This window comes from Methylobacterium sp. Leaf93, assembly GCF_001422345.1.
Lineage (GTDB): Bacteria > Pseudomonadota > Alphaproteobacteria > Rhizobiales > Beijerinckiaceae > Methylobacterium > Methylobacterium bullatum.
The window spans coordinates 146,276-173,025 of record NZ_LMMS01000001.1 but is presented as its reverse complement, the minus strand read 5'-3'; the positions used below and the strand labels follow the sequence as shown (position 1 = coordinate 173,025).

27 protein-coding genes are annotated in these 26,750 nt (G+C 67.5%); 17 read left to right on the top strand and 10 right to left on the bottom strand.

The genetic code is table 11. The features are described from left to right. Nucleotides 1-22: 22 nt before the first annotated feature. Nucleotides 23-2,290: a TonB-dependent siderophore receptor gene (locus ASF26_RS00825; protein ID WP_244475781.1), complete on the bottom strand. Its 2,268-nt coding sequence runs from the start codon at nt 2,288-2,290 to the stop codon at nt 23-25. Between the two features lie 556 nt (nt 2,291-2,846). Here ASF26_RS00825 and oxlT point away from each other — a divergent pair. Both oxlT and ASF26_RS00815 read left to right on the top strand, forming a co-directional pair. After that, a complete protein-coding gene (gene oxlT, locus ASF26_RS00820; RefSeq protein WP_056248147.1) occupies nt 2,847-4,166 on the top strand; it encodes an oxalate/formate MFS antiporter in 1,320 nt (439 codons plus the stop codon). An 89-nt stretch (nt 4,167-4,255) separates the two neighbouring features. Then, nucleotides 4,256-4,441 carry a hypothetical protein gene (locus ASF26_RS00815; RefSeq protein WP_056147533.1) on the top strand — a complete coding sequence of 62 codons (186 nt, stop codon included), beginning with the start codon at nt 4,256-4,258 and terminating at the stop codon, nt 4,439-4,441. 77 nt (nt 4,442-4,518) lie between these two features. Here the strand turns inward: ASF26_RS00815 and ASF26_RS00810 are convergent, their stop codons facing one another. The 7 genes from ASF26_RS00810 to ASF26_RS00780 form a co-directional block, all read right to left on the bottom strand. After that, on the bottom strand, nt 4,519-6,192 hold the full coding sequence (locus ASF26_RS00810) for a methyl-accepting chemotaxis protein (protein ID WP_056248143.1): 1,674 nt from the start codon (nt 6,190-6,192) through the stop codon (nt 4,519-4,521). A gap of 371 nt (nt 6,193-6,563) precedes the next feature. Beyond that, on the bottom strand, nt 6,564-7,388 hold the full coding sequence (gene panB / locus ASF26_RS00805) for a 3-methyl-2-oxobutanoate hydroxymethyltransferase (RefSeq protein ID WP_056248138.1): 825 nt from the start codon (nt 7,386-7,388) through the stop codon (nt 6,564-6,566). Nucleotides 7,389-7,728: 340 nt separating this feature from the next. Next, nucleotides 7,729-8,448, bottom strand: a complete 720-nt coding sequence (locus ASF26_RS00800; RefSeq protein ID WP_056248134.1) for a cytochrome c biogenesis protein CcdA — start codon at nt 8,446-8,448, stop codon at nt 7,729-7,731. A gap of 50 nt (nt 8,449-8,498) precedes the next feature. Further along, on the bottom strand, nt 8,499-8,879 hold the full coding sequence (locus tag ASF26_RS00795) for a thioredoxin family protein (protein WP_056248130.1): 381 nt from the start codon (nt 8,877-8,879) through the stop codon (nt 8,499-8,501). A 77-nt stretch (nt 8,880-8,956) separates the two neighbouring features. Beyond that, a complete protein-coding gene (locus tag ASF26_RS00790) occupies nt 8,957-9,562 on the bottom strand; it encodes a rhodanese-like domain-containing protein (RefSeq protein WP_244475806.1) in 606 nt (201 codons plus the stop codon). Between the two features lie 8 nt (nt 9,563-9,570). Further along, entirely contained in the window at nt 9,571-10,416 is an 846-nt protein-coding gene (locus tag ASF26_RS00785) for a quinoprotein dehydrogenase-associated SoxYZ-like carrier (protein ID WP_056248126.1), read from the bottom strand. Nucleotides 10,417-10,451: 35 nt separating this feature from the next. Then, complete coding sequence (locus ASF26_RS00780; RefSeq protein WP_244475780.1) at nt 10,452-11,399, bottom strand: quinoprotein relay system zinc metallohydrolase 2; 948 nt, start codon at nt 11,397-11,399, stop codon at nt 10,452-10,454. A gap of 190 nt (nt 11,400-11,589) precedes the next feature. Here ASF26_RS00780 and ASF26_RS00775 point away from each other — a divergent pair, with 190 nt between their 5' ends. From ASF26_RS00775 to murC, 7 genes are all read left to right on the top strand, one after another. Then, nucleotides 11,590-12,165 (top strand): TetR/AcrR family transcriptional regulator, encoded by a 576-nt coding sequence (locus tag ASF26_RS00775; RefSeq protein WP_056248123.1) that lies wholly within the window; start codon nt 11,590-11,592, stop codon nt 12,163-12,165. A gap of 91 nt (nt 12,166-12,256) precedes the next feature. Then, nucleotides 12,257-13,243 carry a GTP-binding protein gene (locus tag ASF26_RS00770; RefSeq protein WP_056248120.1) on the top strand — a complete coding sequence of 329 codons (987 nt, stop codon included), beginning with the start codon at nt 12,257-12,259 and terminating at the stop codon, nt 13,241-13,243. Nucleotides 13,244-13,315: 72 nt separating this feature from the next. Continuing rightward, complete coding sequence (locus tag ASF26_RS00765; protein WP_056248116.1) at nt 13,316-13,552, top strand: hypothetical protein; 237 nt, start codon at nt 13,316-13,318, stop codon at nt 13,550-13,552. A gap of 328 nt (nt 13,553-13,880) precedes the next feature. Beyond that, nucleotides 13,881-14,102: a hypothetical protein gene (locus ASF26_RS00760; protein WP_056248113.1), complete on the top strand. Its 222-nt coding sequence runs from the start codon at nt 13,881-13,883 to the stop codon at nt 14,100-14,102. A gap of 185 nt (nt 14,103-14,287) precedes the next feature. Next, nucleotides 14,288-15,454, top strand: coding sequence for a putative peptidoglycan glycosyltransferase FtsW (locus ASF26_RS00755; protein WP_018041921.1), 1,167 nt, complete (start codon nt 14,288-14,290; stop codon nt 15,452-15,454). After that, nucleotides 15,451-16,560, top strand: coding sequence for an undecaprenyldiphospho-muramoylpentapeptide beta-N-acetylglucosaminyltransferase (murG, locus tag ASF26_RS00750; protein WP_056248110.1), 1,110 nt, complete (start codon nt 15,451-15,453; stop codon nt 16,558-16,560). The genes ASF26_RS00755 and murG overlap by 4 nt, the downstream gene beginning before the upstream one ends. A gap of 55 nt (nt 16,561-16,615) precedes the next feature. Continuing rightward, on the top strand, nt 16,616-18,022 hold the full coding sequence (gene murC / locus ASF26_RS00745) for a UDP-N-acetylmuramate--L-alanine ligase (RefSeq protein WP_018041923.1): 1,407 nt from the start codon (nt 16,616-16,618) through the stop codon (nt 18,020-18,022). A 7-nt stretch (nt 18,023-18,029) separates the two neighbouring features. Here murC and ASF26_RS00740 read toward each other — a convergent pair whose 3' ends face one another. Beyond that, nucleotides 18,030-18,419, bottom strand: a complete 390-nt coding sequence (locus tag ASF26_RS00740) for a helix-turn-helix transcriptional regulator (RefSeq protein ID WP_056248107.1) — start codon at nt 18,417-18,419, stop codon at nt 18,030-18,032. A gap of 11 nt (nt 18,420-18,430) precedes the next feature. Continuing rightward, on the bottom strand, nt 18,431-18,685 hold the full coding sequence (locus ASF26_RS00735) for a type II toxin-antitoxin system RelE/ParE family toxin (RefSeq protein ID WP_082473252.1): 255 nt from the start codon (nt 18,683-18,685) through the stop codon (nt 18,431-18,433). A gap of 62 nt (nt 18,686-18,747) precedes the next feature. Here ASF26_RS00735 and murB point away from each other — a divergent pair, with 62 nt between their 5' ends. The 8 genes from murB (at nt 18,748) to lpxC (ending at nt 26,713) form a co-directional block, all read left to right on the top strand. Next, a complete protein-coding gene (murB, locus tag ASF26_RS00730; RefSeq protein ID WP_056248104.1) occupies nt 18,748-19,677 on the top strand; it encodes a UDP-N-acetylmuramate dehydrogenase in 930 nt (309 codons plus the stop codon). Between the two features lie 35 nt (nt 19,678-19,712). Beyond that, nucleotides 19,713-19,946 carry an AbrB/MazE/SpoVT family DNA-binding domain-containing protein gene (locus ASF26_RS00725; protein WP_056248099.1) on the top strand — a complete coding sequence of 78 codons (234 nt, stop codon included), beginning with the start codon at nt 19,713-19,715 and terminating at the stop codon, nt 19,944-19,946. Further along, nucleotides 19,933-20,289, top strand: coding sequence for a type II toxin-antitoxin system PemK/MazF family toxin (locus ASF26_RS00720; RefSeq protein ID WP_056147482.1), 357 nt, complete (start codon nt 19,933-19,935; stop codon nt 20,287-20,289). The genes ASF26_RS00725 and ASF26_RS00720 overlap by 14 nt, the downstream gene beginning before the upstream one ends. 47 nt (nt 20,290-20,336) lie before the next feature. Continuing rightward, on the top strand, nt 20,337-21,260 hold the full coding sequence (locus ASF26_RS00715) for a D-alanine--D-alanine ligase (protein WP_056248096.1): 924 nt from the start codon (nt 20,337-20,339) through the stop codon (nt 21,258-21,260). Next, on the top strand, nt 21,227-22,201 hold the full coding sequence (locus ASF26_RS00710; RefSeq protein ID WP_056248090.1) for a cell division protein FtsQ/DivIB: 975 nt from the start codon (nt 21,227-21,229) through the stop codon (nt 22,199-22,201). Before ASF26_RS00715 ends, ASF26_RS00710 begins: the two co-directional genes overlap by 34 nt. Before the next feature lie 72 nt (nt 22,202-22,273). Continuing rightward, nucleotides 22,274-23,596 carry a cell division protein FtsA gene (gene ftsA, locus ASF26_RS00705; RefSeq protein WP_056248087.1) on the top strand — a complete coding sequence of 441 codons (1,323 nt, stop codon included), beginning with the start codon at nt 22,274-22,276 and terminating at the stop codon, nt 23,594-23,596. 102 nt (nt 23,597-23,698) lie between these two features. Next, nucleotides 23,699-25,450, top strand: a complete 1,752-nt coding sequence (gene ftsZ, locus ASF26_RS00700) for a cell division protein FtsZ (RefSeq protein WP_056248084.1) — start codon at nt 23,699-23,701, stop codon at nt 25,448-25,450. A 315-nt stretch (nt 25,451-25,765) separates the two neighbouring features. Further along, complete coding sequence (gene lpxC, locus ASF26_RS00695; protein WP_056248080.1) at nt 25,766-26,713, top strand: UDP-3-O-acyl-N-acetylglucosamine deacetylase; 948 nt, start codon at nt 25,766-25,768, stop codon at nt 26,711-26,713. Nucleotides 26,714-26,750 lie beyond the last annotated feature (37 nt).

The following is a 26,750-nucleotide window of genomic DNA, read 5'->3' as shown; positions in this document are numbered from 1 at the left end:
ACACACGCCGCGAGGCCATGGTCTACCAGCGATACCGGAGCGTCGCGAGCACGGTGCGCGGCGCGCCGTACCAGCACCAGGCCTGGAAGGCGCAGGATTGCACGTAGGTCTCGTCGAGGAGGTTCTGGGCGTTGACCTGCAACTGGACGCCCTTCAGGTTAGGCGACAGGTAGCTGAAGTCGTAGGAGGCGACGGCGTCGACGACGAGGTTCGCCGGCACCTTGATGCTATTGGCGGCGTCGCCCTGCGATCCGCCGAGATAGCGGAAGCCGCCACCGAAGCCGAGCCCGGCGAACATGCCCGTGCGAACCTGGTAGTTGCCGAAGAGCGAGATCGTGGTGTCCGGCACCTGGATCGGGCGCAGGCCGATCACTTCGGGGCTTCCTCCCGAATTGATCGCGTCGATCAGGGAAAATCCGCCGATGACGGTCAGGTTCTCGGTGACGTTGGCCCGCGCTTCGAACTCGACGCCCTGAACGCTCACCTCGCCGGTCTGGACCGAAAAGTTCAGTCTGTTGGGGTCTGGAGAAAGCGAGTTCTGGCGCTTGATGTCGAAGGCGGCGGCCGTGAGCAGGATGTCGGTTCCCGGCGGCTGATATTTGACGCCGGCCTCGAACTGCCGGCTCGTCACCGGGTCGGGCAGGCGTCCGAATGTGGGATCACCGTTGTAGATCTGCCCGGAGACGAGGGGCTCGAAGGCCTCCGAATAGCTCACGTAAGGAGCGACGCCGCTATCGAAGAGGTAGAGCAGGCTCGCCCGACCGGTGAAGGCTTCGCTTGGCGCGTTCTGCTCGCTCACCAACTTGCCGGCCATATCTCTCGTCGGCCCGGTCTGGCTTGCCCAGTCGTAACGCCCGCCCAGCGTCAAGGTCAGGCGATCGACCTTGATCTGGTCCTGGAAGTAGATGCCGGTCTGCTGCGCGGTGATATCGGAATAGCCCGAGAAAGCCGGAAAGGGGATGTTGGGCAGCCCGTAGACTGGGTTGAGCAAGTCGAGGCTCTGGGGCACGGGCGGGAACGGAGTGCTGAACGTCTTGGTGTAGAGCGTCTGGTGATCGAGCCCCACCAGGACGGTATGGGCGACCGGGCCGGTCTCGAAATCGGCGACGAGGTTGTTGTCGTTGGTGAACGCGTCGATGGCCACGTTGGTGCCGCCGGCGGCCCGTCCGAGGAAGCGACCGCCCCAGGCGAGGGTGTTCGTGGTGGCGTCGTAGAGGCTGCGGTAATCGCCGAGGGTGCGCAGGAAGCGCCCCGACGAGTGGACGCGGATGCCCTCGTCGAACCGGTGATCGAAGATGTAGGTCGCCGAGGCCTGCGTCCGATCCGAGCGCTCGATGTTCGGGTCGCCGTCATAGAAGTTGCGCGGCAGGCGGCCGAGCGGCCCGTTGGCGACGCCGAAATTCGATGGGAACAGCGTGCCCTTGGCGGGCAGGGCACCGTAATAGCCGGAATAAGGGTCGCGTTGGTACAGGCCGATGACCGTTAGCGACGTGTCGGCGGACGGGCGCCACGTCACGCTTGGGTTGATGAAGCTGCGCTCGATGGAGGTGGTCTTGGCCGGGCCGTCGGCGTTCCAGCCCGCCGCGATGATGCGGTAGGCGAACTGGTCCGCGAGGACGCTGTGGCCCTCGATCGGGCCGCCGACATCCACGCCGCCGCGCACGGTGTTGTAATCGCCGCCCTGGATGAAGATTTCGCCGTGGCGGACGAAGGACGGAACCTTGCTGACGAGGTTGACGATGCCGCCCGGGCCCGACTGCCCGTAGAGGACCGAGGCCGGCCCCTTGATGATGTCGACGCGCTCCAGCCGGAACGGATCGACGGACGGGCCGGCGTCACGGTTGCCGGGTAGGCGCATGCCGTCGAGGAAGAGGGGGGCCTGGAAGCCGCGGATCAGGAACTGCTCGAGGCGGGTCGAGCCGGAGCCGCCGCGTTGCTCGGTGGTCACGCTCGGCGTGTAACGCAGGGCCTGATTGACGGTGAGCGCGTTCTGATCCTCGATCTGCTTGCGGGAAATGACAGAAATCGACTGGGCGGTTTCGAGAATAGGGGTGTCCGTCTTGGTTCCGACGACGCTTCGCGTTGCAGTATAGCCTCTCACCGGGCCGACGGGGCCGCCGGCATCCGCGCCCGATGCACTCGGACGTCCACCGGCGCCATCGACCGACAAAGTATCGAGGGTCACCGCGTGGTCCGCGCCCTGCGCCGAGACCTGCGCCGAGACCTGCGCCGAGACCTGCGCCATGACGGGTTTCGACAGAACCGCCAGGACGGCCACGCTCGACAGCATGGCAAGGAGGACACGACCGCGAACGGACGAGACCGCGGCTTGGCCGCGATGATTGAGCGAGAGTTGATGCAAGGCGGAACCCAATTTGCCAGGACTTGATGAGTTCAGAGGCGTTACAAAGAACGACTGGTCTCTAATTCGTGTTCTGCATTCTTCTGGCGAAGAAGGTAATATGCACGCAAGTGCTATCTTCTGGAATTAGTATGGATCTAAAGTACGATTTTATACTTTCAGTGGTACTGAGTCGTCTGCCCCGGTGAAGTGATTTTCGACCCTGATCGAGGCTCTGCGCTCTGCTTCGGCTGGCTTGTGGGACCAACCGCGGATTGCGTGTCCGGACGGCCGTCCCCGATTCGGTGATGAAGCGGGATCGCCGTTTCGATGTGGATCGTGACCGTCGTGCAACATTCCCGTATCGCTGCCCTGGTGTCGCCCTCCGCCCACGAGCGAGCCTGAATTTTAATCCGTGGTATATTGTATGCCTTGAATTTTGATGCATGATGGCCGGAGCGACGCCACGCATCACCAAGCAAGAATGGATTCAGGGATGGCACCAATGGATACCGCGACGGAACGTCAGGACCCGCCGTCGGCCAAATGGCGGCAACTCGCCTTCGGCGTCCTATGCATGGCGATGATCGCCAATCTGCAATATGGCTGGACCCTCTTCGTCGATCCCATCGACGTCAAGTTCCATTGGGGCCGGGCGGCGATCCAGTTCGCCTTCACGATCTTCGTCGCCACCGAGACCTGGCTGGTGCCGGTGGAGGCCTGGTTCGTCGACCGCTACGGCCCGCGCATCGTGGTGTGTTTCGGCGGCGTGATGATCGCGCTCGCCTGGCTCATCAACTCCCAGGCCTCGTCCCTGTGGATGCTCTACGGCGCGGCGGTGGTGGGCGGCATCGGGGCCGGGTCGGTCTACGGCACCTGCGTCGGCAACGCCCTGAAATGGTTTCCGCATCGGCGCGGCCTCGCGGCCGGCGCCACGGCGGCCGGCTTCGGTGCCGGCGCCGCGGTGACGGTGGTGCCGATCGCCAAGATGATCGCCAGCAGCGGCTACCAGGACGCCTTCCTGTATTTCGGCCTCGGCCAGGGCGCCATCGTGGTCCTGCTGTCGTTCCTGCTGCGCAAGCCCTCCGTCGCGGTGCCGATGCAGCGCAAGAGCCTGCGCCTGCCCCAGACCAAGGTCGACCGCACGCCGCGCGAGGTGGTGCGCACCCCCGTCTTCTGGGTGATGTACGCGATCTTCGTGATGGTGGCCTCGGGCGGCCTGATGGCGGCGGCGCAGATCGCGCCCATCGCCCATGACTTCAAGGTCGCCGACGTGCCCGTCAGCCTGTTCGGCCTGCAGATGGCGGCTCTCACCTTAGCCATCTCGCTCGACCGGATCTTCGACGGGTTCGGGCGTCCGTTCTTCGGTTTCGTCTCGGATACGATCGGGCGCGAGAACACGATGTTCATCGCCTTCGCGACGGCCGCCGCCGCGATCGTCCTGCTCCTCGGCTACGGCACCAACCCGCTGGTCTTCGTCTTCTCGACGGCGATCTATTTCGGCGTCTTCGGCGAGATCTACTCGCTGTTCCCGGCCACCTGCGGCGACACGTTCGGCTCCACCTTCGCCACCACCAATGCCGGCCTGCTCTACACCGCCAAGGGAACGGCCTCGTTCCTCGTGCCGGTGGCGAGCGTCATTTCGGCAACCTACGGCTGGTCGGCGGTGTTCTCGATCATCATCGGGCTGAACGTGGCGGCGGCGGCGCTGGCCATGTTCGTGCTCCGGCCGATGCGGGCGCGCTACCTCGCGCAAGGCCCGGCGGCCGCCCCGGACACGATGGAGGAATCCGGCCCCGCCCGCCTCGCACGGACATCCGTCTGATCCGTCCGGATCGCGTCACCGGTCCGGCCTCAGCAGACCCGGCCCCCGGGGAGGGGCCGGGACTATCCCCCGACCCTTCGAGGACCGTCATGCACCTTCCCGCCATCCTGGCGCTCCAGACCGTTCCCTTCGCCGGCCTGATACTGGCCGGCAAAGAGGACAGGGACCTGTTCACGGTCGTCTATATCGCGGTCCTCGGGCTCATCCTGGCCCTCGACATCCTGCTCGGCGGCACTTCTGAGATTGCCACGGCCTTCGGAGGCGGGGTCCGATAGGGACACCCGCGCCCGGTCTCACTCCGGAACGCCGCTCCGAGTAGTTGGGCGACGGTCCGCTTTCCATTCCTGTCGGGTCAGGCGGCGCGGATGGTCGAGAGGAAGCGCGAGACCTCCGCGCCGAGATGCTCGGACTGGCGCGACAGTTCGGAGGCGGCGGACAATACCTGTCCGGCCGCCATCCCGGTCTCCTCCGAGGCCTGCGCCACACCGGCGATATTGCCGGTCACCTCGTTGGTGCCCGCCGATGCTTGGGCGACGTTGCGGACGATCTCCTGCGTCGCCGCCCCCTGCTGCTCCACCGCTGCGGCGATCGAGGCCGCCATGTCGTCGATCTCGCGGATCCGCCCGGTGATGCCGCCGATCGCCATCACGGCCTGAGCGGTGACGCCCTGCACCTCGCCGATCTGGCGGCCGATTTCCTCGGTCGCCTTGGCGGTCTGGGCGGCGAGGGCCTTCACCTCGCTCGCCACCACCGCGAAGCCCCGCCCCGCCACGCCGGCACGCGCCGCCTCGATCGTGGCATTGAGCGCCAGCAGGTTGGTCTGGCTGGCGATGGTCGAGATCATGCCCACCATGTCGCCGATCCGGGCCGACGTGGTTTGCAGGGCCTGGACCAGATGCACGGTCTGGTCGGCCTCGCCCACGGCCGATTGAGCGAGCATGGCCGAGCCGGACACCTGGCGACCGATCTCCTGCACCGACGAGCCCAATTCCTCGGCCGCCGCCGCGACCGTGTTGACGTTGGTGGCGGCCTCCTCGGCGGCCGCCGCGACGGTTGACGACTGGGCCGCCGTCTCGTTGGCGCTGGCGGTCATCTGCTGGGCAGTGGCCTGGAGTTCGGTGGCCGATGAGGACACGGTCCCGACGATACCGCCGACGGCACGCTCGAAGCTGTCCGCCAACTCGATCATCGTGCGCTTGCGCTCGACCGCCGCAGCCTCGTCCGCCCGGCGCTTGATCTCGAATTCCTCGGCGGCCTTGCGGGCGACCATGGCCTTGATGTCCTCGACGGCCTTGCCGACGGCGCCGATCTCGTCACCGCGGGCGGCTTCCTTGATCTCCGCATCGATCTCACCCCGGGCCATGCGCTGGAGCACGCTGACGAGGTTGCCGAGCGGGCGGATGACATGCGCGATAATCGTATAGACACCGTAGGCAATGGTGAGGGCGGCCAGACCGAGCGCGGCCAGCAAGGTGAGCCGCGTCCAACCGGACGTCGCCTCGGAGCGCTGGTATTCCGCTTCCGCCTCACGCACCTGCAGCGTGGCCAGTTTCGTCAGTATCGGGTTGGTGGCCTGCAGGCCTTTCAGCAAGTCCACATGCGTCGTCTCGAATTCCGAACCGTCTCCGGCAGCGATGCGCTTGAGGATCTCGGCCATGATGACGGCGTTCCCATCGATCCGCCCCTTCAGATCCTTGGCGAGGATCTCCTCTTCCGGTGTGAGGTAGGTCGCCAGATAGGCCGACCATTGCGTGGTGATGTTCGAGAGGTCCCGCTCGATCTTCTCCCTGGCCTGGGCCGGTTCGATCTGCCGGCCGCGCAACGCGCGCGAGACGTTGGTCAAGTCGTCATAGGAATCCCGGATGACGATGAATTGCCGGAGGGGGATGACACGATCGTCGAAGGTGGTTTTGAGGCTTTGGTGACTCCAATGCAAAGCCAGATTAGCGATGCCTGACGTCGCGAGGAGAACCAGCCCGATACAAGCCAGAAGTGCTACGAGCCTCAGCTTGATCGTCATCTTCATTGCGAATGCCTTCAAATTATACAGATTGAGCGCCGCGAGTCCACAAATTGGTCCACAGCATCAATCAAGATGATTAATTGTTATGCAAAATGCTTATAATCTTCTAAAAGCTTCTGTTCAGGCGACGAACATTCAGCCTTCTGCGTCAATTTGGCGTCATGGGAGAAAAGGCAGCGGCGCAGCCTGATGCCGTCTGCCTGCGAGCCTTCGACAATGGGGATCGAAGAACACCGCCGTGAGGCCTAGCAAGGACCCGAACGAGGTCTTTCGGGCGCTGAACCCGCTGCAGTCGTCAGCGGGTTCAGCGCGACATCGGCCCCGCTCGCGGGCGCCCGGCAACGAGCGAGCCCGAGGCGGCGCGCCGATCTCGCTCAGTTGGGCTGGTAGGTATGCTCGTCCGCCGGGAAGCGGCCGGCGCGGACCTCTTCCGCATAGGCCTCCACGGCGCCCTCGATCTGCCCGCGCAGGGAGCCGAAGCGCTTGACGAATTTCGGCACCCTTTCGCTCAGGCCCAGCATGTCTTCGAGGACGAGGATCTGGCCGTCGCAGGCGGTGGAGGCGCCGATCCCGATGGTCACCGTGGTGATGGAGGGGGTCGTGGCGATGGCGCGGGCCACCGGCTCGACGATGCCCTCGAGCACGATGGCGAAGGCGCCCGCGTTGCTGATCGCCTGGGCGTCCTGCATCAGCTTGCGCTCGCCCTCCTCGCCGCGTCCCTGCACGCGGAAGCCGCCCATCGTGTTCACGGATTGGGGCGTGAGGCCGATATGGCCCATCACCGGGATGCCCCGTTCCACCAGGAAGCTGACCGTCTCGGCGAAACGCGCGCCACCCTCCATCTTGATCGCGCCGGCGCCGGTCTCCTTCAGCACGCGGGCGGCGCTCATGAAGGCCTGCTGAGGGCTCGCCTCGTAGGAGCCGAACGGCATGTCCACCACGATGAGGGCCCTGGAGGTGCCGCGGATCACGGCCTGCGCCTGGACGATCATCATCTCCAGGGTCACCGGCAGGGTCGTCTCCATCCCGTGCATGACCATGCCGAGGGAATCGCCCACCAGGATGAAGTCGCAATGGGGATCGAGGATGCTGGCAGTGTGGGCGTGGTAGGCCGTCAGCGCAATGATCTTGGCGCCTTCGGCCTTGCGCTTGGCGAGGTCGACAGCGCGGATGCGGCGTGACTGAACGACTTGCGACATCGATCTCAACCCGGTTCGCCGGCGGCGCGAGGGCCGGGGGCATGTCGGGGATGTCTATACGCTCGGATTGCCGAAATCACGCGCCGAGATGACGGTCGCGGTCGACTGTATGCAAGAATTCGGAGAGGCTGACTGATCTTATGCTGACGATGTCGGCGATGGCGTCGCCTGTCGTCGCAACCCTTGCCGGGCGTTTCCTCCCTAGACGTCGGGCCGTCTCCGGTGGCTTTATTCTGCCACAATCGGAGCCGTGTCAACGGGTGACTTAGTCCATAAGCCCCTGATGGTGCTGAATTCGTCGGCACGTCGCGGTCTTCCCCATGGGGCCGCGTGGTATACCTCAAAAACGGGTGGTCAGGGCGGTCAGCCAGGCCGGCGAGGCCGCCACGAGGGCCGTCTCGAGACGCTTGTCGAGCCCCGTCAAAATCGCGAGCCCGGTCAGGACGAGGACGAGTCCCAGAACGGCCTTCAGGCCCTTGCCCGCCCGCATCATCCGCGCCCGCCACGCCATCAGCACCCGTCGCGACAGCAGGCCGAGGCCCAGCAGGGGCAGGGCGGCACCGAGACCGAAGACCAGCATGGTGAGCGCGACCTGCGCCAGATCCTTCCCCTGCGCGGCGAGGAGGGACGCGGCGCCCAGGGTCGGCCCCACGCAGGGGCTCCACACCGCGCCGAGCAGAAGGCCGACGGTGAACTGGCCGGCGAGGCCGGTGGTCGCGATGCCCCCGAAGCGTCGCTCTACCCGGTCGCTCAACGGCCCAGCGGCGGCGGCGAGGCGGGTCTGAAGGGCGGGCAGGATGAGGACCGCGCCGATGATGACGAGGAGGAGCGCCGCCACCGGGCGGAAGACGTCGCCGTCGATCCCGAGGCTGAACCCGATCGTCGCCACGAACAGGCCGAGCGTCACGAAGGACAGAGCGAGCCCAGCCGCCAGGGCCGCCGGCCCGAAGCGATGCTCGGAAGCCGCGGCCCCCAAAACGATGGGAAGCAGCGGCAGCACGCAGGGAGAGAGGATGGTGAGCAGGCCGGCGAGGAAGGCGAGGCCGAGCGAGGCATTCATGGAAGGGACGTATTCATGACAGGGATGCCCGATGGATTCCCGGCGCCGCTCTACAGGGCCTTCTCCACCAGGGACTCGATCCATTCGCCCTGCGTCTCGCCCACGGAGCGGCCGACCTCCTCGCGTCCCTTGAAGACGATGAGCGTGCTCTGCATGCGGGCATCGAACCGGCGCATCAGCGCCTTCTGCGTGTCGAAGTCGATCTCGTAGATCGTCAGATCCTTGAAGCGCGGCTGTTCGGAGACAGCCTTCAGGATCGGCCTCTGCGCCTTGCAGATCGGGCACCAGGGGGCCGTCACCTCCACGATGATCGGCCGGCCGGCACCTTGAGCGGCGGCGAAGGCCGCCTCGTCGAAGGGCTCCGCCGCCGAGGCGGCATAGGGGGCGGCGAGGAGGGCCGTCGTGAGGAGGAGGGCGCGACGGCTGATCATCGGGGCTGTCTCGATCGGGGATCGTGTGCGGGTCGGAACCGGCGGCGATCCCGCGCGCCGGTTCCTCTCGTCCGTCTTTATCGTTGTGCCTCGCCTGCGGGCTTGGTGGCCCAGGTGGCATCGACCTTGAGGATCGTCGTCTCGTGCCTGTCCTGCCAGCCCTCGACCCCGTCGGCGAACCAGTAGACGCGGGTATAGCCGTTCTGGAGCAGGCGCTTGCCGGCATTCCAGCTGCCCCAGCATTCGGGATGGCAGAAGGTGACCACCGGCTTCGTCTTGTCGCCGCCGGTGAGGTCGGCGACGCGGGCGAGGAACTGCGCCTCCCGAGCCGGGGCCATCGGCGCTCCGCCCGCGCCGGGCATCCAGACGCTGCCGGGAATCGAGCGATGGGCGGGCAGCCAGGGCCGGTCGGTGGGAAAGCCCACCGGCTTCTGGTCGGCCATGGCCACGTCGATCATCACCGGTTTCTCGGCGGCGACAAGCCGGTCGAGGGCGTCGATATCGACCACCGTCGCCCCCGTCAGGGTCTTGGGGGTGTAGCCCTTCGGCGGCCCGGTCCAAAATCCTTCGGGCTCCGGCACGTTCACGGGCGAATCGGCGGGGCTCGCCGCCCAAGCCGGCGCGCCCGCCAGGGCGGCGAGGACGAAGGCTGCGGCTCCGAACAGTCGGATCATGCGCGGCATCCTCATCGTCAGTTGCTCGGGGTCGGCGTGTTGAAGCTGTGTTCCCAGCGGCTCTGCTGGTTGTCCGTGGCCACCACCTTGATCGGGCCCTTCGCATCGGGCGCGAGGGCAAAATTGATCACCGGGTTCGACGCGATGGAGATGTCGCCGTTCATGGAGAAGACGAGCGTGCCGTTCGAGGAGACGTCGAGCTTGTTGATGTAGCGGGCCGGCGTGTAGTCGCGGGTGATCTGGTTCATCTGCATCCCGCTAAAATTCGGGTGACGGACCATTAGCGTCGCCTCCGTCGGCTTGCCCTGGCCGCCGTCAGCGAACTTCATCTTCATGTCGCCGGCCCCCTTCAGGGCCTCCTCGTCGCTCATCCCCATGGGGGCGGAACAGCCGCCCGAGGCTTTGACGAATTTCACGGCCTCGTAGAGCTTGCCGTCCTTGGTCTCGGCCACGGCATGGACGTTGGTGTAGTTGTTGATCCGCACCCGGAGCTTCACCTCGCTCGGGTCCGCGGCGGGGCCGAAGGTGATGTGGGCGGCATAGGGCGAGGGATTGTCGTCGATGATGAGATGAACGGCGGCGATCCTGTCCTTCTCCGGCATCATCAGGGTGATCGGCACCAGGGAGGCGTCGAGGGCGCGCGGCGGGGCATCGACCTTGATGAGCGCGTCGGTCGGCTCGATCGTGCGGTCGCCGAAGATCGATTTCGAGATGTCTCGCCAGCGCTCCAGCCGCTCCGCATCGGTGTCGCTGGAACCGGCGGCGAGGGCGGAGCCGCCCATCAGCATGGCGGCGGACAGGCACAGGGCGGCGGTGAAGGACCGTTTGGTCGCGGAGACCGGTGTCGGCGCAGAGGTGGTCATGGCGTCTCTCCTCGTCGTGATGATGTGGCGCTGGCTCATTCCCACTCAAGCTCCTTGTAGGCCTGAGTGACGTTGCGGCCGTTATAGGTGTCGAACAGGACCCATTTCTCGCGCTCCGACCGGCCGATACTGTCGATCGCCTTGTCGATGGGTTGATCGGCGGCGATGGCCTTGCGGGTCTCGTCGCGGAGCAGCGTGAGGTAGCGCGTCAGGTCGGCGAAGGCGGGCGCGGCGTCGACCAGGGTCGGGCCATGGCCGGGCACGGCCTTCGTCGCGCCCAGTCCGGTCAGTGTCTCGACCTCCTTGAGCCAGCCGAGCAGGCTGCCGTCGAGGGAGGGGACCCGGCCGACGAACAGGAGGTCGGCCGGGAACAGGATGCCCGTGCCCGTATCGACCATGGAGAGGTCGCAATTGGTGTGGGCGGTGCCATGGGCGGTGAAGCGCAAGCTCCGTCCGCCGAGGTCGATCTCGGCCGTGTCGGCGACCTCCATGGTCGGGTAGACCACCGATCCGGCCTTGTCGGCCCCGAGGATCTCCACGAGACGCGTCCTGTAGAAGTCGCCGCGCGAATCGAGGGCCGACCGCAGGGCGTGGTGACCGACGAAGACCGGCTTGTCCGGCGCGAAGGCCTGCGCGCCGAAGCAATGGTCGGGATGGACATGGGTCAGCACCACGTGGCTGACTGGCTTCGACGTGCGTTTCCCGATCTCGGCGCGCAGCCATTCCCCATCGGCGAGGCTGCCGCCCGACTCCGTCACGAGCACGGATTTTTCGCCGACGATGAAGCCGATATTGGCGATGGCGTCGCCGTTCTCAGGCGTCGCCTCGGCATCGAGGCCGCGCCGCATGAAGATGCCCGGCCCGATCTCCTCCATCGTGAAGGAGTTCGCCGCCCGGCCGAGGCTCGGCAGGCAGCACAGGCACAGCCCGCCGAACAGAGCGGAGCGGCGCGTGGCCAAGCTCCGCAGAGGCTGCGGAATCATGGCATATCCTGCGAGGATCGCCCGGAGAAGCGACCTTTCATGAATTATCCTCCCGTTTTTATGGCTACCATCTAGTAGGTAGATTTTCGTCGCCGTCAACGGCATAAGTACTGAGGCGCGGCGTGTGCGCATCACGCCTCCGTGCCTCCCTCTCCGGATTCGCGAAGCCCCCGACCATGATCGACCGACCATGAGAGACACCAGAGCGGAGCTGCTTGCCCAGGCCGAGATCCTGGTACGGGGCCGGGGCTATTCCGGTTTCAGCTATGGCGACCTCGCCGAGGCGGTGAGCATCCGCAAGGCGAGCATCCATCACCATTTCCGCACGAAGACCGACCTCGCCCTCGCTCTGGTGGAGGCCTACGACGCCCGCTACGATGCGGCGCTCGCCGCCATCGTGGCTGCCGAGTCGGACGCGATCGCGCGGATCGAGGCCTATGGCCGGCACTATCTCGCCGGGGTCGAGGACGGGCTCGGCTGTCTCTGCGCCGTCCTCGCCATCGAGAGGGACACGCTGCCGGACGCCCTGCGCGCCGAGCTCGCCCGGTTCTTCGACAAGCACATTGCCTGGCTGGAGCGGGTTTTGGCCGGGGGGTGTGCCGACGGGAGCCTGCGCCCCGGTCTCGACCCCGCCGCCACGGCGCGGATGGTGGTGGCGACCCTGGAGGGCGCGCTCCTGCTGGAACGGCTGCTCGCCGGATCGACCGGTTTCCGCTCCACCCTCGCTTCCCTGTGCGACAGCCTCAGGCCCCCTCGGATCGGGTGACCGAACGCTCTTTCATCGGGGCGGGGTGATACAATATAACAGCCACCATACAGCTGACGCGGGGGCACCCCGCGAACCCGAAGAGCCTCGCATGTCCGACAGCCCGACCACCGCCGTCTCCAAGATTCCCGTGACCGTGCTCACGGGCTATCTCGGAGCCGGCAAGACCACGCTCCTCAACCGCATCCTCACCGAGAACCACGGCAAGCGCTACGCCGTCATCGTCAACGAGTTCGGCGAGATCGGCATCGACAACGACCTCGTCATCGGCGCCGACGAGGAAGTGTTCGAGATGAACAACGGCTGCGTCTGCTGCACCGTGCGCGGCGACCTTATCCGCATCATGGACGGGCTTGTGAAGCGGCGCGGCAAGTTCGACGCGATCATCGTCGAGACCACCGGCCTCGCCGACCCGGCGCCCGTGGCCCAGACCTTCTTCATCGACGAGGATGTCGGCGGGGCCGCCCGCCTCGACGCGGTGGTGACGGTGGCGGACGCCAAGTGGCTGGCCGACCGCCTCAAGGACGCGCCCGAGGCCAAGAACCAGATCGCCTTCGCGGACGTGATCCTGCTGAACAAGGCCGATCTCGTGGAGCCCGCCGATCTCGACCGCGTCGAGGGCCTGATCCGCTCCATCAACCCCTATGCCAAGGTCCACCGCACCAGCCGTTGCGACGTTCCCCTCGATCAGGTGCTCGACCGCAACGCCTTCGACCTCTCGCGCATCCTCGATATCGAGCCCGATTTCCTCGAAGAGGGCCACCACCATCACCATGACGACGAGATGCAGTCGGTCTCGGCTAGGATCGACGGCCCCGTGGACCCCGAGAAGTTCATGCCCTGGATCTCGACCCTGACCCAGGTCCAGGGGCCGGACATCCTGCGTTGCAAGGGCATCGTGGCCTTTCCGAACGAGCCCCAGCGCTTCGTCTTCCAGGGCGTCCACCAGATCCTCGACGGCGACCTCCAGGGGCCGTGGAAGGACGGCGAGGCCCGCGTTTCCCGCGTGGTCTTCATCGGCCGCAAGCTCGACCCTGAGGCGATCCGCGAAGGATTCTACGACTGCAAGGCGGCCTGACGGGCCTCGTCCGGAATCGAACCGATCGGGGGCGGGCGCATTGTCCGTTCGTCCCCCGGTCTGGATATCCCGATGATTCTGCGCTTCGCCTTCGCTTCCCTCCTCGCGCTGACGGTGGCGGTTCCCTTGGGAAGCGTGGCGCTCTCTACACCGGGGGCGGCGAAATATTCCATGGATCGCGAAAAGCGCTTCGGCAGCCTATGCAAGCCGCCGCTAAAATTCGCGGCCGGGGCCTGCGTCAAGCGGTGCCCCGCTGGCTATCGCGATACCGGACGGGGCTATTGCCGTTTCAAGAATATGAACCGCTGAGATCCCACTTTGATGGGATGTCTCCCCGGACGATCCCTCAAAGCCAATCATCCCATCAGACCACCTCATCCTGAGGTGCCCGCGTCAGCGGGCCTCGAAGGAGCCCTTCAGATGGCGCGCGATCCCTGGACGCCTCCTTCGAGGCCGCTACGCGGCACCTCAGGATGAGGGACAGCCTGGGACAATCACTTTAAACACGGTCTTTACGATCGCCAGGACGAGGGCGTTTCTCCGCGCCGGGTCATTCCCAGCCATCTCATCCGGATCGTCTTGACCCAATCGCCGAGGTATCGGCGAGTAGCCGCACCCATCTCGATCGGAAACAGCGATGATCCTGCGCCTCGCCTGCTCCACCGCTCTCCTGTTCGCGGTGTTCCTGCCCCATGCCGCGACCGCCGGTCCGGCGCAGGACTACGAGTTCCGGCCGCGGAGCGTCCGCAACGCCTGCCGCCCGCCGCTGAAATTCGCCGCCGGCGCCTGCGTCCGCCGCTGCCCTGCCGGCTACCGCGACAACGGCCCCACCTGCGGGTTCAAGTCGATGAGGCGGTAAGCGCGGCGCGGCTCCGCGTCCCGCCTCGCCCTCCTTTCGGCGGCGCATGGCCGTCGTTCAGTCGGGCGTCGTGAAAGACTTGGTTTACCATTCCGGCACAGGATCGCGCCCGTGCCGGCTCTTCGCTGCCGGCAACCGGCGGCTGCCCACCCGGGCGCTCGCCGGATCACGGAGAGCGACGCCCCATGATGTCCCGCGCGGAACGCACGCCCCTGACCGACTGGTGGTGGACCGTCGATCGCGGCCTGCTGGCCGGTCTCACCGCCCTGATGGTGGCCGGCCTCGTCTTCCTCATGGGCGGCGGACCGCCGGTGGCCGAGAAGATCGGCCTGCCGACCTTCCACTTCCTCAACCGGCAGGCGATGTACCTCGCCCCGACGATCCTCATCATCGTCGCGGTGTCGTTCCTGTCCCTGCGCCACATCCGGCGCGTGGCCCTGGCCACCTGGATCGTCGGCGTCACCCTCTGCATCCTCGCCGGCAAGTTCGGGCCTGAGATCAAGGGCGCGCATCGCTGGATCCAGTTCGGCCCCTTCGGCCTGCAGCCCTCGGAATTCGTGAAGCCCGCCTTCGTGGTCGTCGCCGCCTGGGCGTTCTCAGAGGGCGCGCAGCGCCGCGACATGCCCGGCGGCCTGCTGGCGATCCTGCTCCTGCCCGTCACCATCGTGCCGCTGATCCTCCAGCCGGATTTCGGCCAGACCATGCTGATCACCATCGTCTGGTGCTCGCTCTTCTTCGTGGCCGGCCTGCACTGGTTCTGGGTCGCGGGCCTCGGCGTCGCCGGCCTCGTCGGCGTCGGCGTCGCCTACCAGTTCCTGCACCACGTGCGCGAGCGCATCACCCGCTTCCTCGACAAGGATTCCGGCGACAGCTTCCAGGAATACTGGGCGCGCGAATCGTTCAATTCCGGCGGCTGGTTTGGCACCGGCCCGGGGGAGGGCGTCGCCAAGCGCCACCTGCCCGACGCCCATACCGACTTCATCTTCTCGGTGACCGGCGAGGAATTCGGCGTCCTCGTCTGCCTCGGCCTCGTCTGCCTCTTCGCCTATATCGTGATGCGCGGGCTGAAGCTGGCGCGACGCACCGACGACACCTTCTCGCGCCTCGCGATCACCGGGCTGACCACCCTGTTCGGCCTGCAGGCCTGCATCAACATGGCGGTGAACGTGCGGCTGATGCCGGCCAAGGGCATGACCCTGCCCTTCGTCTCCTATGGCGGCTCGTCGCTGATCTCGCTGGCGCTCGGCATGGGCTTCCTCGTGGCGCTCACCCGCAAGCGGCCGCGCATGTCGACCCTGAGCCAGAAGCCCCCGGGCACCGCGCCCGCCACGGTCGCCGGAGTGATGCGGTGACCGTGCGGACAGCCACCATCCTGCTCTGTGCCGGCGGCACGGGCGGCCACCTCTTCCCGGCCGAGAGCCTCGCCCATGCCCTGCGCGCGCGGGGTGCGCGCGTGGTGCTGGCCACCGACGCCCGCGTCGATTCCATCGCCGGCGAGTTTCCGGCCTCCGAGATCGTCACCATCGCCTCGGCGACGCCGTCCGGCCGCTCCATCGTCAAGCGGGCGGGTGCGCTCCTCACCCTCGGGCGCGGCTTCGGCGTGGCGGCGCGCGAGATCCGGCGCATCGACCCGGCCGCCATCGTGGGCTTCGGCGGCTATCCCACCGTGCCCCCGGTTCTCGCCGGGCAGATCCTGCGCGTGCCGACCATCCTGCACGAGCAGAACGCCGTGATGGGGCGCGCCAACGCCTTCCTCGCGCGGGGCGCGCGCGCCATCGCCACCGGTTTCAGGCAAGTGCGCGGCATCCCCGTGAAGGCGACAGCCCCGCGCACCCATACCGGCAACCCGCTGCGGCCTGCCGTACTGGCCGCGGCCGAGAGTCCCTACCCCTCCTTGGGCGAGGCCGACGGCCTGCATCTCCTCGTCTTCGGCGGCAGCCAGGGGGCGGCGGTGATGGGGCAGGTGGTGCCCAAAGCCATCGCCCAGCTGCCCGCCGACCTCCGCGGCCGGCTGACGCTGGTGCAGCAGGTGCGGGCGGAAGACCTCACCGAGGTCCAGAACCTCTACCTCTCCCTCGGCCTCGCTGGTCTCGAGACGGCGCCGTTCTTCAAGGACCTGCCGGCCCGCATGGCCCGCAGCCACCTCGTGATCGGACGCTCGGGCGCCTCCACCGTGTCGGAACTCGCCGCCATGGGCCGGCCGTCGATCCTGGTGCCGTTGCCCGGCGCCCTCGATCAGGACCAGGCCGCCAATGCTGCGACCCTCGCCGGCATCGGCGCCGCGCTCGCCATTCAGCAGAGCGCCTTCACCCCCGACCGCCTCACGGCCGAGCTTCTCGACCTGTTCACCCATCCGGCAAAATTGACCGCGGCGGCCGCAGCCGCCAAAAGCGCGGGCATCCACGATGCCGCCGAGCGGTTGGCCGATGTCGTCCTCGAGACGGCGGCCCGCACCTGATTCCGAGCCGGGGCGCCCTCACGCGCTCCGCGACACGACGAGACTGGTTCACACCATGAAGCTGCCCGACAAGCTCGGCCCCATCCATTTCATCGGCATCGGCGGCATCGGCATGTCCGGCATCGCCGAGGTCATGTCGAACCTCGGCTATACCGTCCAGGGGTCGGACGCCAACGACAATGCCAACGTCCGGCGCCTGGCCGAGAAGGGCATGAAGACCTTCATCGGCCACGCGGCGCAGAACGTGGAGGAGGCCGCCCTCGTGGTGGTTTCCACCGCGATCCGGCGCGACAATCCCGAGCTCATCGCCGCCCGCGAGCGCCGCCTGCCGGTGGTGCGCCGGGCCGAGATGCTGGCCGAGCTGATGCGCTTCAAGTCCTGCGTCGCCATCGCGGGCACGCATGGCAAGACCACGACGACGTCGCTGGTGGCGACGCTGCTCGACGCCGGCAACATGGACCCCACCGTCATCAATGGTGGCATCATCAACGCCTACGGCACCAATGCCCGCATGGGCGAGGGCGAGTGGATGGTGGTGGAGGCCGACGAATCCGACGGCACCTTCCTGAAGCTGCCCGCCGATGTCGCCATCGTCACCAATATCGATCCCGAGCATCTCGACCATTTCGGCTCGTTCGAGGCGGTGAAGGACGCGTTCCGGCGCTTCATCGACAACATCCCGTTCTATGGCTTTGCCGTCATGTGCATCGACCATCCGGTGGTGCAGGACCTCGTCGGCCATATCGAGGACCGCCGCATCATCACCTACGGCGAGAACCCGCAGGCCGATGTCCGCCTCATCGACGTGGACCTGCGCGGCGGCCAGAGCCGCTTCCGCGTCATGATCCGCGACCGCCGCCCCGGCTTCCGCATGGAGATGGAGGATCTGGTTCTTCCCATGCCGGGCAAGCACAATGCGCTGAACGCCACCGCGGCGCTGGCCGTCGCGCACGAGCTCGGCGTCGAGCCCGAGGCCATCCGCAAGGCGCTCGCCGGCTTCGGCGGCGTCAAGCGCCGCTTCACCAAGACCGGCGAATGGAACGGCGCGCTGATCTTCGACGATTACGGACACCATCCGGTGGAGATCAAGGCGGTGCTCAAGGCCGCCCGCGCCTCCACCGAGGGCAACGTCGTCGCCATCGTCCAGCCGCACCGCTACACCCGGCTCGCTTCGCTGTTCGACGATTTCTGCACCTGCTTCAACGATGCCGACACGGTCATCGTCGCTCCCGTCTACGCGGCCGGCGAAGCCCCGATCGAGGGCATGGACCGCGACGGCCTCGTCTCGGGCCTGAAGTCGCGCGGCCACCGCGACGCCATCGCGCTCCAGCGCTCCGAAGATCTCGCCGGTCTCGTGGCGACCCGCGCCAAGCCCGGCGACTACGTCGTGTGCCTCGGCGCCGGCAACATCACGCAATGGGCCTACGCCCTGCCGGGCGAATTGGCGGCGTTGCAGGGGTGAGCCCCGCTCAGATCACCGGTGCGGCCGGGACGAGGTCTTCCAGGTCGACGCCGAGCGCGTCGGCCAGTGAGCGAAGGACGACGATGTCGCTCGTCCCGGTGCCGTCCTCAATGGCCGTCAGATCCGCGTGTGAAATGCCGCTGCGTGCCGCAAGTTCGGTCGTCGACAGGCGACGTCGTGCGCGCCAGAAGGCGAGCGGAGACTGTGCGTGGCGCAAGGCATCGAAATCGGCTTCATTCAGCAACTCGTCCTCGCCGGAAGCGAGCCGAGTCTGCGACGTGACCAATGTCTGCAGGTCCGATGCATCCTCGGCCAAAGCGGCCAGCCGCTCGAACTCGGCTTCGGGCATGATGACGATGGATTCGCCGGACGGTGTCTGCGTGCGCACGATGGTCATGGTGCTGGATCCTACCCGTAGATCGAGCCGCGGGGACCGACGGCATGCACAATGACCCGATCCGGCTCGATCGTGAAGATCACGCGCCAATCGCCGATCCGCAGGCGAAACCCCTCGGCCCCTTTCAGGGCCTTGATGTTGTTGGACAGAGCCGCGGGATCGTCGGCGAGGGTTCTCAGTTTCTCGCGTATCTGCGCTTCGGTGTTGGCCGGCATACGGGCGAGCGCCCGAGCCGCGGGACGGGTGTAGACGATTGTTCGGCCCATGCCACCACCTGTTGCAGCCGCCAACAACTTTCCGTTGAATATGCCGGAAGGCAAGGGATTCGATGACCGCCTTTCCCGACATCACTCCCGAGATCCGCGCCGCCGCTCCCGGCTTGCGCGGGCGGCTGCTGGCCAACCCGTCGCTGGCCGACCTCACCTGGTTCCGCGTCGGCGGGCCGGCGCAGGTGCTGTTCACGCCGGCCGATGAGGAGGACCTCGCGCACCTCCTCGAGGCCCTCGACCCGGAGCTTCCGGTGACCGTGATCGGTCTGGGCTCGAACCTGATCGTCCGCGACGGCGGCATTCCCGGAATCACCATCCGCCTCGGCGGCAAGGCCTTCGGGTCCGTGGCGATCGACGGCGAGACCCTGCGGGCCGGGGCCGCGGTGCCGGACATGCGTGTCGCCAAGTCCGCGGCCGAGGCGTCCCTCGCCGGATTGGCCTTCTTCCGGGGCATTCCCGGCTCCATCGGCGGCGCGCTGCGCATGAATGCCGGCGCGCATGGCGGGGAGACCACCGACGTGCTGGTGGAGGCGCGCGGCATCGACCGCACGGGCGCCCTGCGGCGCTTCACCCATGCGGAGATGGGCTTCACCTACCGTCACAGCGAGGCGCCCGAGGATGTGATCTTCACGAGCGCGCTGTTCCGGGGCCGTCCCGGCGACCGCCAGGACATTGAGGCCGAGATGGACCGCGTCACCGCCGCCCGCGAGGCGGCCCAGCCGATCCGCGAGCGCACCGGCGGCTCGACCTTCAAGAACCCGCCGGGCGGCAAGGCATGGCAACTCGTCGATGCCGCCGGCTGCCGTGGACTGACGATGGGCGGCGCCCAGGTCTCGGAGATGCACTGCAACTTCCTGATCAACCGCAATGGTGCCACCGCCGCCGATATCGAGGGGCTCGGCGAGGAGGTCCGCCGCCGGGTGCGCGAGACGTCGGGCGTCGAACTGCATTGGGAGATCAAGCGGATCGGTTTGAACGCAGCGGCGTAAGCCGGTAAGACGTAAGGCCAGAGCCGGAGGGATGCATGCTGGATCGTAGCGTTCGCGCCGCCTATTCGAAGATCTCGGTCAAGAGCCAGACGGTGCTGCCCGCGGAAGTGCGCGAGCGGCTCGCCGTTGGGCCGGGGGATCGTCTGCGCTACGTCCTGACCGAGGATGGCGTCCGCATCGAGAAGGCCCCTCCGGAGGGGGACGACCCGTTCGTGACCTTCACGGAATGGGCGGGCAGTGCGGACGACGAAGATTATGCCCACCTCTGATCCGGGCGGCTTCTCGCCCGGCGCGGTGATCGTCGTTCCCTTCCCCTATGCGGACCGGCTTGTCGAGAAACGCCGGCCGGCCCTGGTCGTCTCCGGCGCGGATGTTGCGCGGGCCGGGTTCGTCTGGGTCGCGATGATCACCAGCGCCCGCAACGCCGCCATGCCCGGCGATCTCGCGATCGAGGATCTCGACGAGGCCGGCCTGGTCACCGCATCGGTGGTGCGTCCGATCAAGATCGCCTGCATCGAGCCGTCCCGCATCCTTCGCCGGATCGGCTCCCTCCGAGCCGATTCGGCGGACCTCGTGTTCACACGCATCCGCGCGCTGATCGGCGGCGCGTGACGCTCACCCGTACATTCGTTTCCCCGCTCGATTCTGGAGCCTCACCCATGTCCCAGCACGTCGCCGTCCTCATGGGCGGATGGTCCTCCGAGCGACAGGTCTCCCTTAATTCGGGCCGCGCCTGCGCGGACGCCCTCGAAGGGGAGGGGTTCCGCGTCACGCAGGTGGATGTCGGGCCGGACATCGCCACGGTGCTCACGGACCTGCGCCCCGACGTGGCCCTCAACGCCCTTCACGGCCCGGCGGGCGAGGACGGCACGATACAGGGGCTCTTGGAGATCCTGCGCATCCCCTACACCCATTCGGGCGTCCTCGCCTCGGCCCTGGCGATGCATAAGGAACGTGCCAAAACGATCATGAAGGCCGCCGGGGTGAGCGTTCCGGAGGGGCTGGTCGTTAACCGTCATGATGCCGCGAAGTCACACCCGTTAACTCCGCCCTACGTGATTAAACCCATCGCCGAAGGCTCCTCCATGGGCGTCATCATCGTCCGGGACGGGCGCTCCCATCCGCCCCAGATTCTCGGCTCGGACGAGTGGGTCTACGGGGAGCAAGTCCTTGCGGAGACTTACGTTGCTGGCCGCGAGCTCACCTGCGCAGTGATGGGGGACAAGGCCCTCGGCGTCATCGAGATCAAGCCCGCCTCGGGGGAGTGGTACGACTTCGATGCGAAGTACGCCGAGGGGGGGTCGATCCACGTCCTCCCGGCAGAAATTAAACCAAAAATTTACCAGCGTGTCCAAGAGTTGTCGTTAACGGCGCATCAAGCACTTGGATGCCGGGGCATCAGCCGTGCGGACCTTCGATACGACGACACACCGGGTGGAACCGGTGCCCTCGTCGTCCTGGAGGTCAACACGCAGCCCGGGATGACCAAGACGAGCCTTGTGCCGGAGATCGCAGCCTACGCTGGCTTGAGTTTCGGTGAGCTCGTCCGATGGATGGTGGAGGACGCTACTCTGGGTCGTTGAACGCCGCCGGTCAGGCTGGCGTCGACGGAACCCCCGCGCCCGGATCGGGCTCGCTCGTCGCCGGTCTGGCGGCGCGCCTGCCGCGACTGGTGCGACCCATGCTGCGCTCGCGCCGTTCGCGGCCCGGGCAGCCGATCGAGCGGCGCATCCCGCGGCATGCGGGCACGCTGACCCTCGCGGTCACCTTCGCTGTCCTGTCGGTGACCGGTTTCGTCGCCAGCGGCCGCTACGACCGCTTTGTGCTGGAGAACGGCCACGTCTCGGACGTCCTGGCCCGGCTGGCCGGTTTCGGCGTCGAGCGCGTCACCATTTCGGGCATCTCCCGTCTCTATGAGCGGGAAGTGCTGCAGGCGGCCGGCATCGACGGCCACTCGTCCGTGGTCTTCCTCGACGTCGCCGAAGCGCGCCAGCGCCTCCTCGATGTGCCGCTGATTTCCAGCGTCTCGGTGCGCAAGGTCTATCCGAACGAGATCGTCATCAACCAGGTCGAGCGCGAGCCCGCCGCCCTGTGGCAGCGCAATGGCGAGATCTCGGTCATCGCCGCCGACGGCACCGTCATCGACGAGATGCGCGACGACCGCTACGCCGCGCTCCCCCTGGTGGTGGGCGAAGAGGCCAACGAGCGCCTCAAGGACTACCTCGCCCTCATCGAGGCGGCGGGGGAACTCGGCGAGCGGGTCAAGGCCGGCACCTACGTGTCCGGCCGGCGCTGGACCCTGAAGCTCGACGGCGTCGACATCCGCCTGCCCGAGACCGGGGCCGCCGAGGCCCTGGCCCGCCTCGTCAAGCTCGAGCGCGACAGCCGCATCCTCGAGAAGGACATCATCGCCGTGGACCTGCGGCTGCCCGACCGGGTGGTGGTACGGCTCACGGAGGAGGCGGCCGCCACGCGCGCTGAATCCCAGAAGAAGAAGCCGAAGGGCAAGGGGACCGAGACATGAGCCGTACGATCCGTCCGGCGCCTCTCGCGTCCCGCCAGCCCGCCCTTCCCGCCTCCTTCGCCCGGTAATCCGATGCACGCGCAACACGGCCTCACGCCGCGTATGAAACCGCTCTCCGCGCGCCGGAGCACCATCCTCTCGGTGCTCGATATCGGCACGAGCAAGGTGGTCTGCCTCATCGCCGAGCTCCAGCCGGCCGAGGCCCTCACCACCCTGCGCGGACGGACTCATTTCGCCCGCATCATCGGCATCGGGCATCAGCGCTCACACGGACTCAAGGGCGGTGCCATCGTCGATCTCGAGGCCGCCGAAGGGGCGATCCGCCAGGCGGTCCACGCCGCCGAGCGGATGGCCAAGGTCGAGGTCCAGTCGGTCATCGTCAACATCTCCGGCGGTCGCCTCGGCTCGCAGCATTTCGAGGCGAATGTCGGCGTCCGCAGCGGCACCGTCATGGGCGCCGACGTGGAACGCGCCCTGGAGACGGCGAGCGCCCATGGCGTCAGCCCCGGCCGCACCGTGCTCCACGCCCTTCCCACCGGCTACGCCATCGACGGACAGGGCGCGGTCATCGATCCCACCGGGATGATCGGCGAGTCCCTCGGCGTCGATCTCCACGTGGTCACGGCGGAGGCCGCCGCCGCCCGCAACCTGATGCTGGCGGTGGAACATTGCCATCTCGGCGTCGAGGCGGTGATCGCCACCCCCTATGCGGCCGGGCTCTCCGCCCTCGTCGACGACGAGGCCGAGATGGGCGTCTGCGTCGTCGACATGGGCGGCGGCACCACCAGCTTCGGCGTCTTCGAGGGCGGGCACCTCGTCCACGTGGACGCCCTGGCGGTGGGCGGCCACCACGTCACCATGGACATCGCCCGCGGCCTCTCCACCCGGGTGGTGGCGGCCGAGCGTCTCAAGACCCTGTACGGCTCGGCGATCTCCACCGCCTCCGACGAGCGCGACATGATCGCGGTCCACGGGGTCGGCGAGGACGAGGGCGACGCCCCCACCCACGTGCCGCGCTCGCAGCTCGTGCGGATCATCAAGCCGCGGGTGGAGGAGATCGTCGAACTCGTTCGCGATCGTCTGCGCAACGCAGGCTTCGCCGCCCAGGCCGGCCGCCGGGTGGTGCTGACGGGGGGCGCGAGCCAGCTCGTCGGCCTGCCCGAGGTCGCCCGCCGGGTGATGCAGGGCCAGGTGCGGATCGGCCGGCCGCTGGGCATCCGCGGCCTGCCGGAGGCCGCCAAGGGACCCGCCTTCTCCGCCGCGGTGGGCCTGCTGGTCTACCCGCAGGTGGCGCATGCGGAGCATTTCGAGCCGCGGGGGCAGGGCGCCTTCGCGGGCACCGGAACCGACGGCTACATCCCCCGCGTGTACCGCTGGTTGCGGGAGAGTTTCTAGGGACGAGGCCCGCCCCCGAAAGGGGGTGCGGCGACGACACAATCGGCGCCTTTGCGGAGGCGCTCATCGGCAACGCGAAAACGGCACGAAGGGCTCGACACCATGGCCATCTCTCTCCAGGCGCCTGACATCCGCGAACTCAAGCCCCGCATCACCGTCTTCGGTGTCGGCGGCGCCGGCGGCAACGCCGTCAACAACATGATCGAATCCGGCCTGCTGGGCTGCGAGTTCGTCGTCGCCAACACGGACGCCCAGGCGCTCACCTCCTCCAAGGCCGAGCGCGTGATCCAGATGGGTCTCGGCGTGACGCAGGGGCTCGGCGCCGGTTCGCACCCCGAGGTCGGCTCGGCCGCCGCCGACGAGGTCATCGACGAGATCCGTGACCAGCTCTCGGGCGCCCACATGTGCTTCATCACCGCCGGCATGGGCGGCGGCACCGGCACCGGTGCGGCTCCGGTCATCGCCCGCGCCGCCCGCGACATGGGCATCCTCACCGTCGGCGTCGTGACCAAGCCCTTCCAGTTCGAGGGCGTGCGCCGCATGCGCACCGCCGAGGCCGGCATCCAGGAGCTCCAGGCCGCCGTCGACACCCTGATCGTCATCCCGAACCAGAACCTGTTCCGGGTCGCCAACGAGAAGACCACCTTCGCCGACGCCTTCGCCATGGCCGATCAGGTGCTCTATTCGGGCGTCGCCTGCATCACCGACCTGATGGTCAAGGAAGGCCTCATCAACCTCGACTTCGCCGACGTCCGCGCGATCATGCGCGGCATGGGCAAGGCGATGATGGGCACCGGCGAGGCCTCCGGCGAGAAGCGCGCCAACCGCGCCGCCGAAGCCGCCATCGCCAACCCGCTCCTCGACGACGTGTCGATGAAGGGCGCGCGCGGCCTCCTGATCTCCATCACCGGCGGCAACGACCTCACCCTCTACGAACTCGACGAAGCCGCCACCCGCATCCGTGAGGAAGTGGATTCGGACGCCAACATCATCCTCGGCGCCACCTTCGACGAGAGCCTCGACGGCATCATCCGCGTCTCCGTGGTGGCCACCGGCATCGAGCCGGCGCTGATCACCGCGCATTCGCAGAACAACCCCGAAATCGTCCAGACCGAGCAACGGATCGCGGAAGTGGCCGAGCGCCTGCGTGCGGAAGCGAGGGCCAGGGCGGCACAGCCCGCCCCCACCTTTCGTGCCCCCGAGCAGCCGCTGACCGCTCCGAACGCCGCCCCCCAGGCGCAGATCCAGCCGCAGGCCCCGCGCCCGGCGGCGTCCGAGCCGGTGGCCATGGCCCCCGAGCCCCTGCGCATGGAAGCCCAGGCCGCTCCGATGGCCCGCGACGAGGTCGTCCTGACCCAGACGCAGCCGCGCACCGCCATGGCCTACGAGCCCGCCCCGGCCCCGGTCCAGGCTCCGGCCCCCGTGCAGCAGGTCGCCGGCCCGTTCGTGCCGCCGCGTCCGGCTGTGGCCGTGGCCCGCGCCCCGCGCATGCCGCAGATCCAGGACCTGCCGATGCCCGGTCAGGCCCAGCTCCGCGCCCAGCGCGGTGAGGAGCCGGCCGAGCCGGCGGGGGATTCCAAGCGGATGACCCTGCTGCGCCGCCTCGCCACCGTCGGCTTCGGCGGACGTCGCGAGGAGGCCGAGGCCGCCCCGCTGCCGCCGATGCGCGCTCCCGCCCCGCAGCAGCCGGCCCCCCAGCCGGAATACGCCAAGCGGGCGCCCGTGGCGGCTCCCCCGGCCTATCGTCCGGCCCAGGGCAACCTCGATGCACAGGGACGTGTGGCGCCCCAGCCCCGTCTGATGGATGACGACCAGCTCGAAATCCCGGCCTTCCTGCGTCGTCAGGCGAACTGAAACGCCACGCTAAGCGGCCGTAGCGGTTTTTATGCAACAAACCCGGGGTCTCAGGACCCCGGGCTTAACGTGCTTTTAAGTCATTGTCTGAAAACGCTTATTTGGAACGTGTCCGAGAAGCGTGTCTGTAACAGAGCGTAAGAAAGCGTGATTTGGCTAACGCTTCGGCCGCCGCGTATACGATTTTTGGAACGAAAAAGGCGCGGCGGTTTCGCCGTCAGCGCTCGCAGGGGCTTCAAGCAGCGGACGGGTCAAAAGGCGGCGCAATCCCGTAATCCAGGGAGAGCGAGCCTGATCACGGCCGAGGGCTAGGGAATGCGGACGAACCAACAGATCACTCTCAAGGGCCCGGCCACGCTGCGTGGCATCGGTGTCCATTCCGGCAAGCCGGTGGAGATCACTCTCCACCCCGCTGCGGCCAATCACGGTATCTGCTTCCTCCGTACCGGAATGCCCACGGGCCACGATCGGCTCATCAAGGCCCACCACGCCTGCGTCTCCGCCACCGAGTTGTGCACCGTCATCGGTGACGTGGAGAGCGGCGCGGTCGCCACCATCGAGCACCTGATGTCCGCCCTCTTCGGACTCGGCATCGACAACGTCCTCGTCGAGATCGACGGGCCGGAAATGCCGATCCTGGACGGCAGCGCCCGCCTCTACGTCGAAGCCATCGACGCCGTCGGCATCGCCACATGCGGAGCTCCCCGCCGCTGGATCAAGGTGCTTCGCACCGTCCGCATCGAGGTAGGACGCGCCTTCGCCGAACTCCGCCCCATCGATCGGGGCTTCCGCCTCGACGTCGAGATCGACTTCGACAACCCGGTGATCGGCCGCAGCCGCAAGGCGATGGACCTGAACCCCGCCTCCTACCGCCGCGAAATCGCCAATGCCCGCACCTTCGGCATGATGAAGGATGTGGAGCGCTACTGGAAAGCCGGCTTCGCCCTCGGCGCCTCCCTCGAGAACACCGTGGCGGTCGGCGACAACGCCGTCGTCAACCCCGAGGGCCTGCGCTACGCCGACGAGTTCGTGCGGCACAAGTATCTCGATGCCGTCGGCGACCTGGCGCTGGCCGGCCTGCCGATCCAGGGTGCCTACCGCTCCTATTGCGGCGGCCACCGGATGAATGTTGGCGTCCTCGACGCGCTGTTCGCCGACCGCGCCAACTACACGATCGTCGAAGCGTCCGGCGCCCGCCGCGAGACCACCCGGCCGGAATTCGGCGTCGGTCTCAGCCTCGCCGCCTTCGCCAGCGACCTGTAACCGACAAGCAACATCCTCGCTTCGAATGCGTCCGCCG

Excerpts from the sequence above, each read along its gene's own strand:
- ASF26_RS00825 (WP_244475781.1), bottom strand. The coding sequence starts at position 2,290 with ATGCTGTCGAGCGTGGCCGTCCTGGCGGTTCTGTCGAAACCCGTCATG.
- oxlT (WP_056248147.1), top strand. The coding sequence starts at position 2,847 with ATGGATACCGCGACGGAACGTCAGGACCCGCCGTCGGCCAAATGGCGG.
- ASF26_RS00815 (WP_056147533.1), top strand. The coding sequence starts at position 4,256 with ATGCACCTTCCCGCCATCCTGGCGCTCCAGACCGTTCCCTTCGCCGGC.
- ASF26_RS00810 (WP_056248143.1), bottom strand. The coding sequence starts at position 6,192 with ATGAAGATGACGATCAAGCTGAGGCTCGTAGCACTTCTGGCTTGTATC.
- panB (WP_056248138.1), bottom strand. The coding sequence starts at position 7,388 with ATGTCGCAAGTCGTTCAGTCACGCCGCATCCGCGCTGTCGACCTCGCC.
- ASF26_RS00800 (WP_056248134.1), bottom strand. The coding sequence starts at position 8,448 with ATGAATGCCTCGCTCGGCCTCGCCTTCCTCGCCGGCCTGCTCACCATC.
- ASF26_RS00795 (WP_056248130.1), bottom strand. The coding sequence starts at position 8,879 with ATGATCAGCCGTCGCGCCCTCCTCCTCACGACGGCCCTCCTCGCCGCC.
- ASF26_RS00790 (WP_244475806.1), bottom strand. The coding sequence starts at position 9,562 with ATGCCGCGCATGATCCGACTGTTCGGAGCCGCAGCCTTCGTCCTCGCC.
- ASF26_RS00785 (WP_056248126.1), bottom strand. The coding sequence starts at position 10,416 with ATGACCACCTCTGCGCCGACACCGGTCTCCGCGACCAAACGGTCCTTC.
- ASF26_RS00780 (WP_244475780.1), bottom strand. The coding sequence starts at position 11,399 with ATGATTCCGCAGCCTCTGCGGAGCTTGGCCACGCGCCGCTCCGCTCTG.
- ASF26_RS00775 (WP_056248123.1), top strand. The coding sequence starts at position 11,590 with ATGAGAGACACCAGAGCGGAGCTGCTTGCCCAGGCCGAGATCCTGGTA.
- ASF26_RS00770 (WP_056248120.1), top strand. The coding sequence starts at position 12,257 with ATGTCCGACAGCCCGACCACCGCCGTCTCCAAGATTCCCGTGACCGTG.
- ASF26_RS00765 (WP_056248116.1), top strand. The coding sequence starts at position 13,316 with ATGATTCTGCGCTTCGCCTTCGCTTCCCTCCTCGCGCTGACGGTGGCG.
- ASF26_RS00760 (WP_056248113.1), top strand. The coding sequence starts at position 13,881 with ATGATCCTGCGCCTCGCCTGCTCCACCGCTCTCCTGTTCGCGGTGTTC.
- ASF26_RS00755 (WP_018041921.1), top strand. The coding sequence starts at position 14,288 with ATGATGTCCCGCGCGGAACGCACGCCCCTGACCGACTGGTGGTGGACC.
- murC (WP_018041923.1), top strand. The coding sequence starts at position 16,616 with ATGAAGCTGCCCGACAAGCTCGGCCCCATCCATTTCATCGGCATCGGC.
- ASF26_RS00740 (WP_056248107.1), bottom strand. The coding sequence starts at position 18,419 with ATGACCATCGTGCGCACGCAGACACCGTCCGGCGAATCCATCGTCATC.
- ASF26_RS00735 (WP_082473252.1), bottom strand. The coding sequence starts at position 18,685 with ATGGGCCGAACAATCGTCTACACCCGTCCCGCGGCTCGGGCGCTCGCC.
- murB (WP_056248104.1), top strand. The coding sequence starts at position 18,748 with ATGACCGCCTTTCCCGACATCACTCCCGAGATCCGCGCCGCCGCTCCC.
- ASF26_RS00725 (WP_056248099.1), top strand. The coding sequence starts at position 19,713 with ATGCTGGATCGTAGCGTTCGCGCCGCCTATTCGAAGATCTCGGTCAAG.
- ASF26_RS00720 (WP_056147482.1), top strand. The coding sequence starts at position 19,933 with ATGCCCACCTCTGATCCGGGCGGCTTCTCGCCCGGCGCGGTGATCGTC.
- ASF26_RS00715 (WP_056248096.1), top strand. The coding sequence starts at position 20,337 with ATGTCCCAGCACGTCGCCGTCCTCATGGGCGGATGGTCCTCCGAGCGA.
- ASF26_RS00710 (WP_056248090.1), top strand. The coding sequence starts at position 21,227 with ATGGATGGTGGAGGACGCTACTCTGGGTCGTTGAACGCCGCCGGTCAG.
- ftsA (WP_056248087.1), top strand. The coding sequence starts at position 22,274 with ATGCACGCGCAACACGGCCTCACGCCGCGTATGAAACCGCTCTCCGCG.
- ftsZ (WP_056248084.1), top strand. The coding sequence starts at position 23,699 with ATGGCCATCTCTCTCCAGGCGCCTGACATCCGCGAACTCAAGCCCCGC.
- lpxC (WP_056248080.1), top strand. The coding sequence starts at position 25,766 with ATGCGGACGAACCAACAGATCACTCTCAAGGGCCCGGCCACGCTGCGT.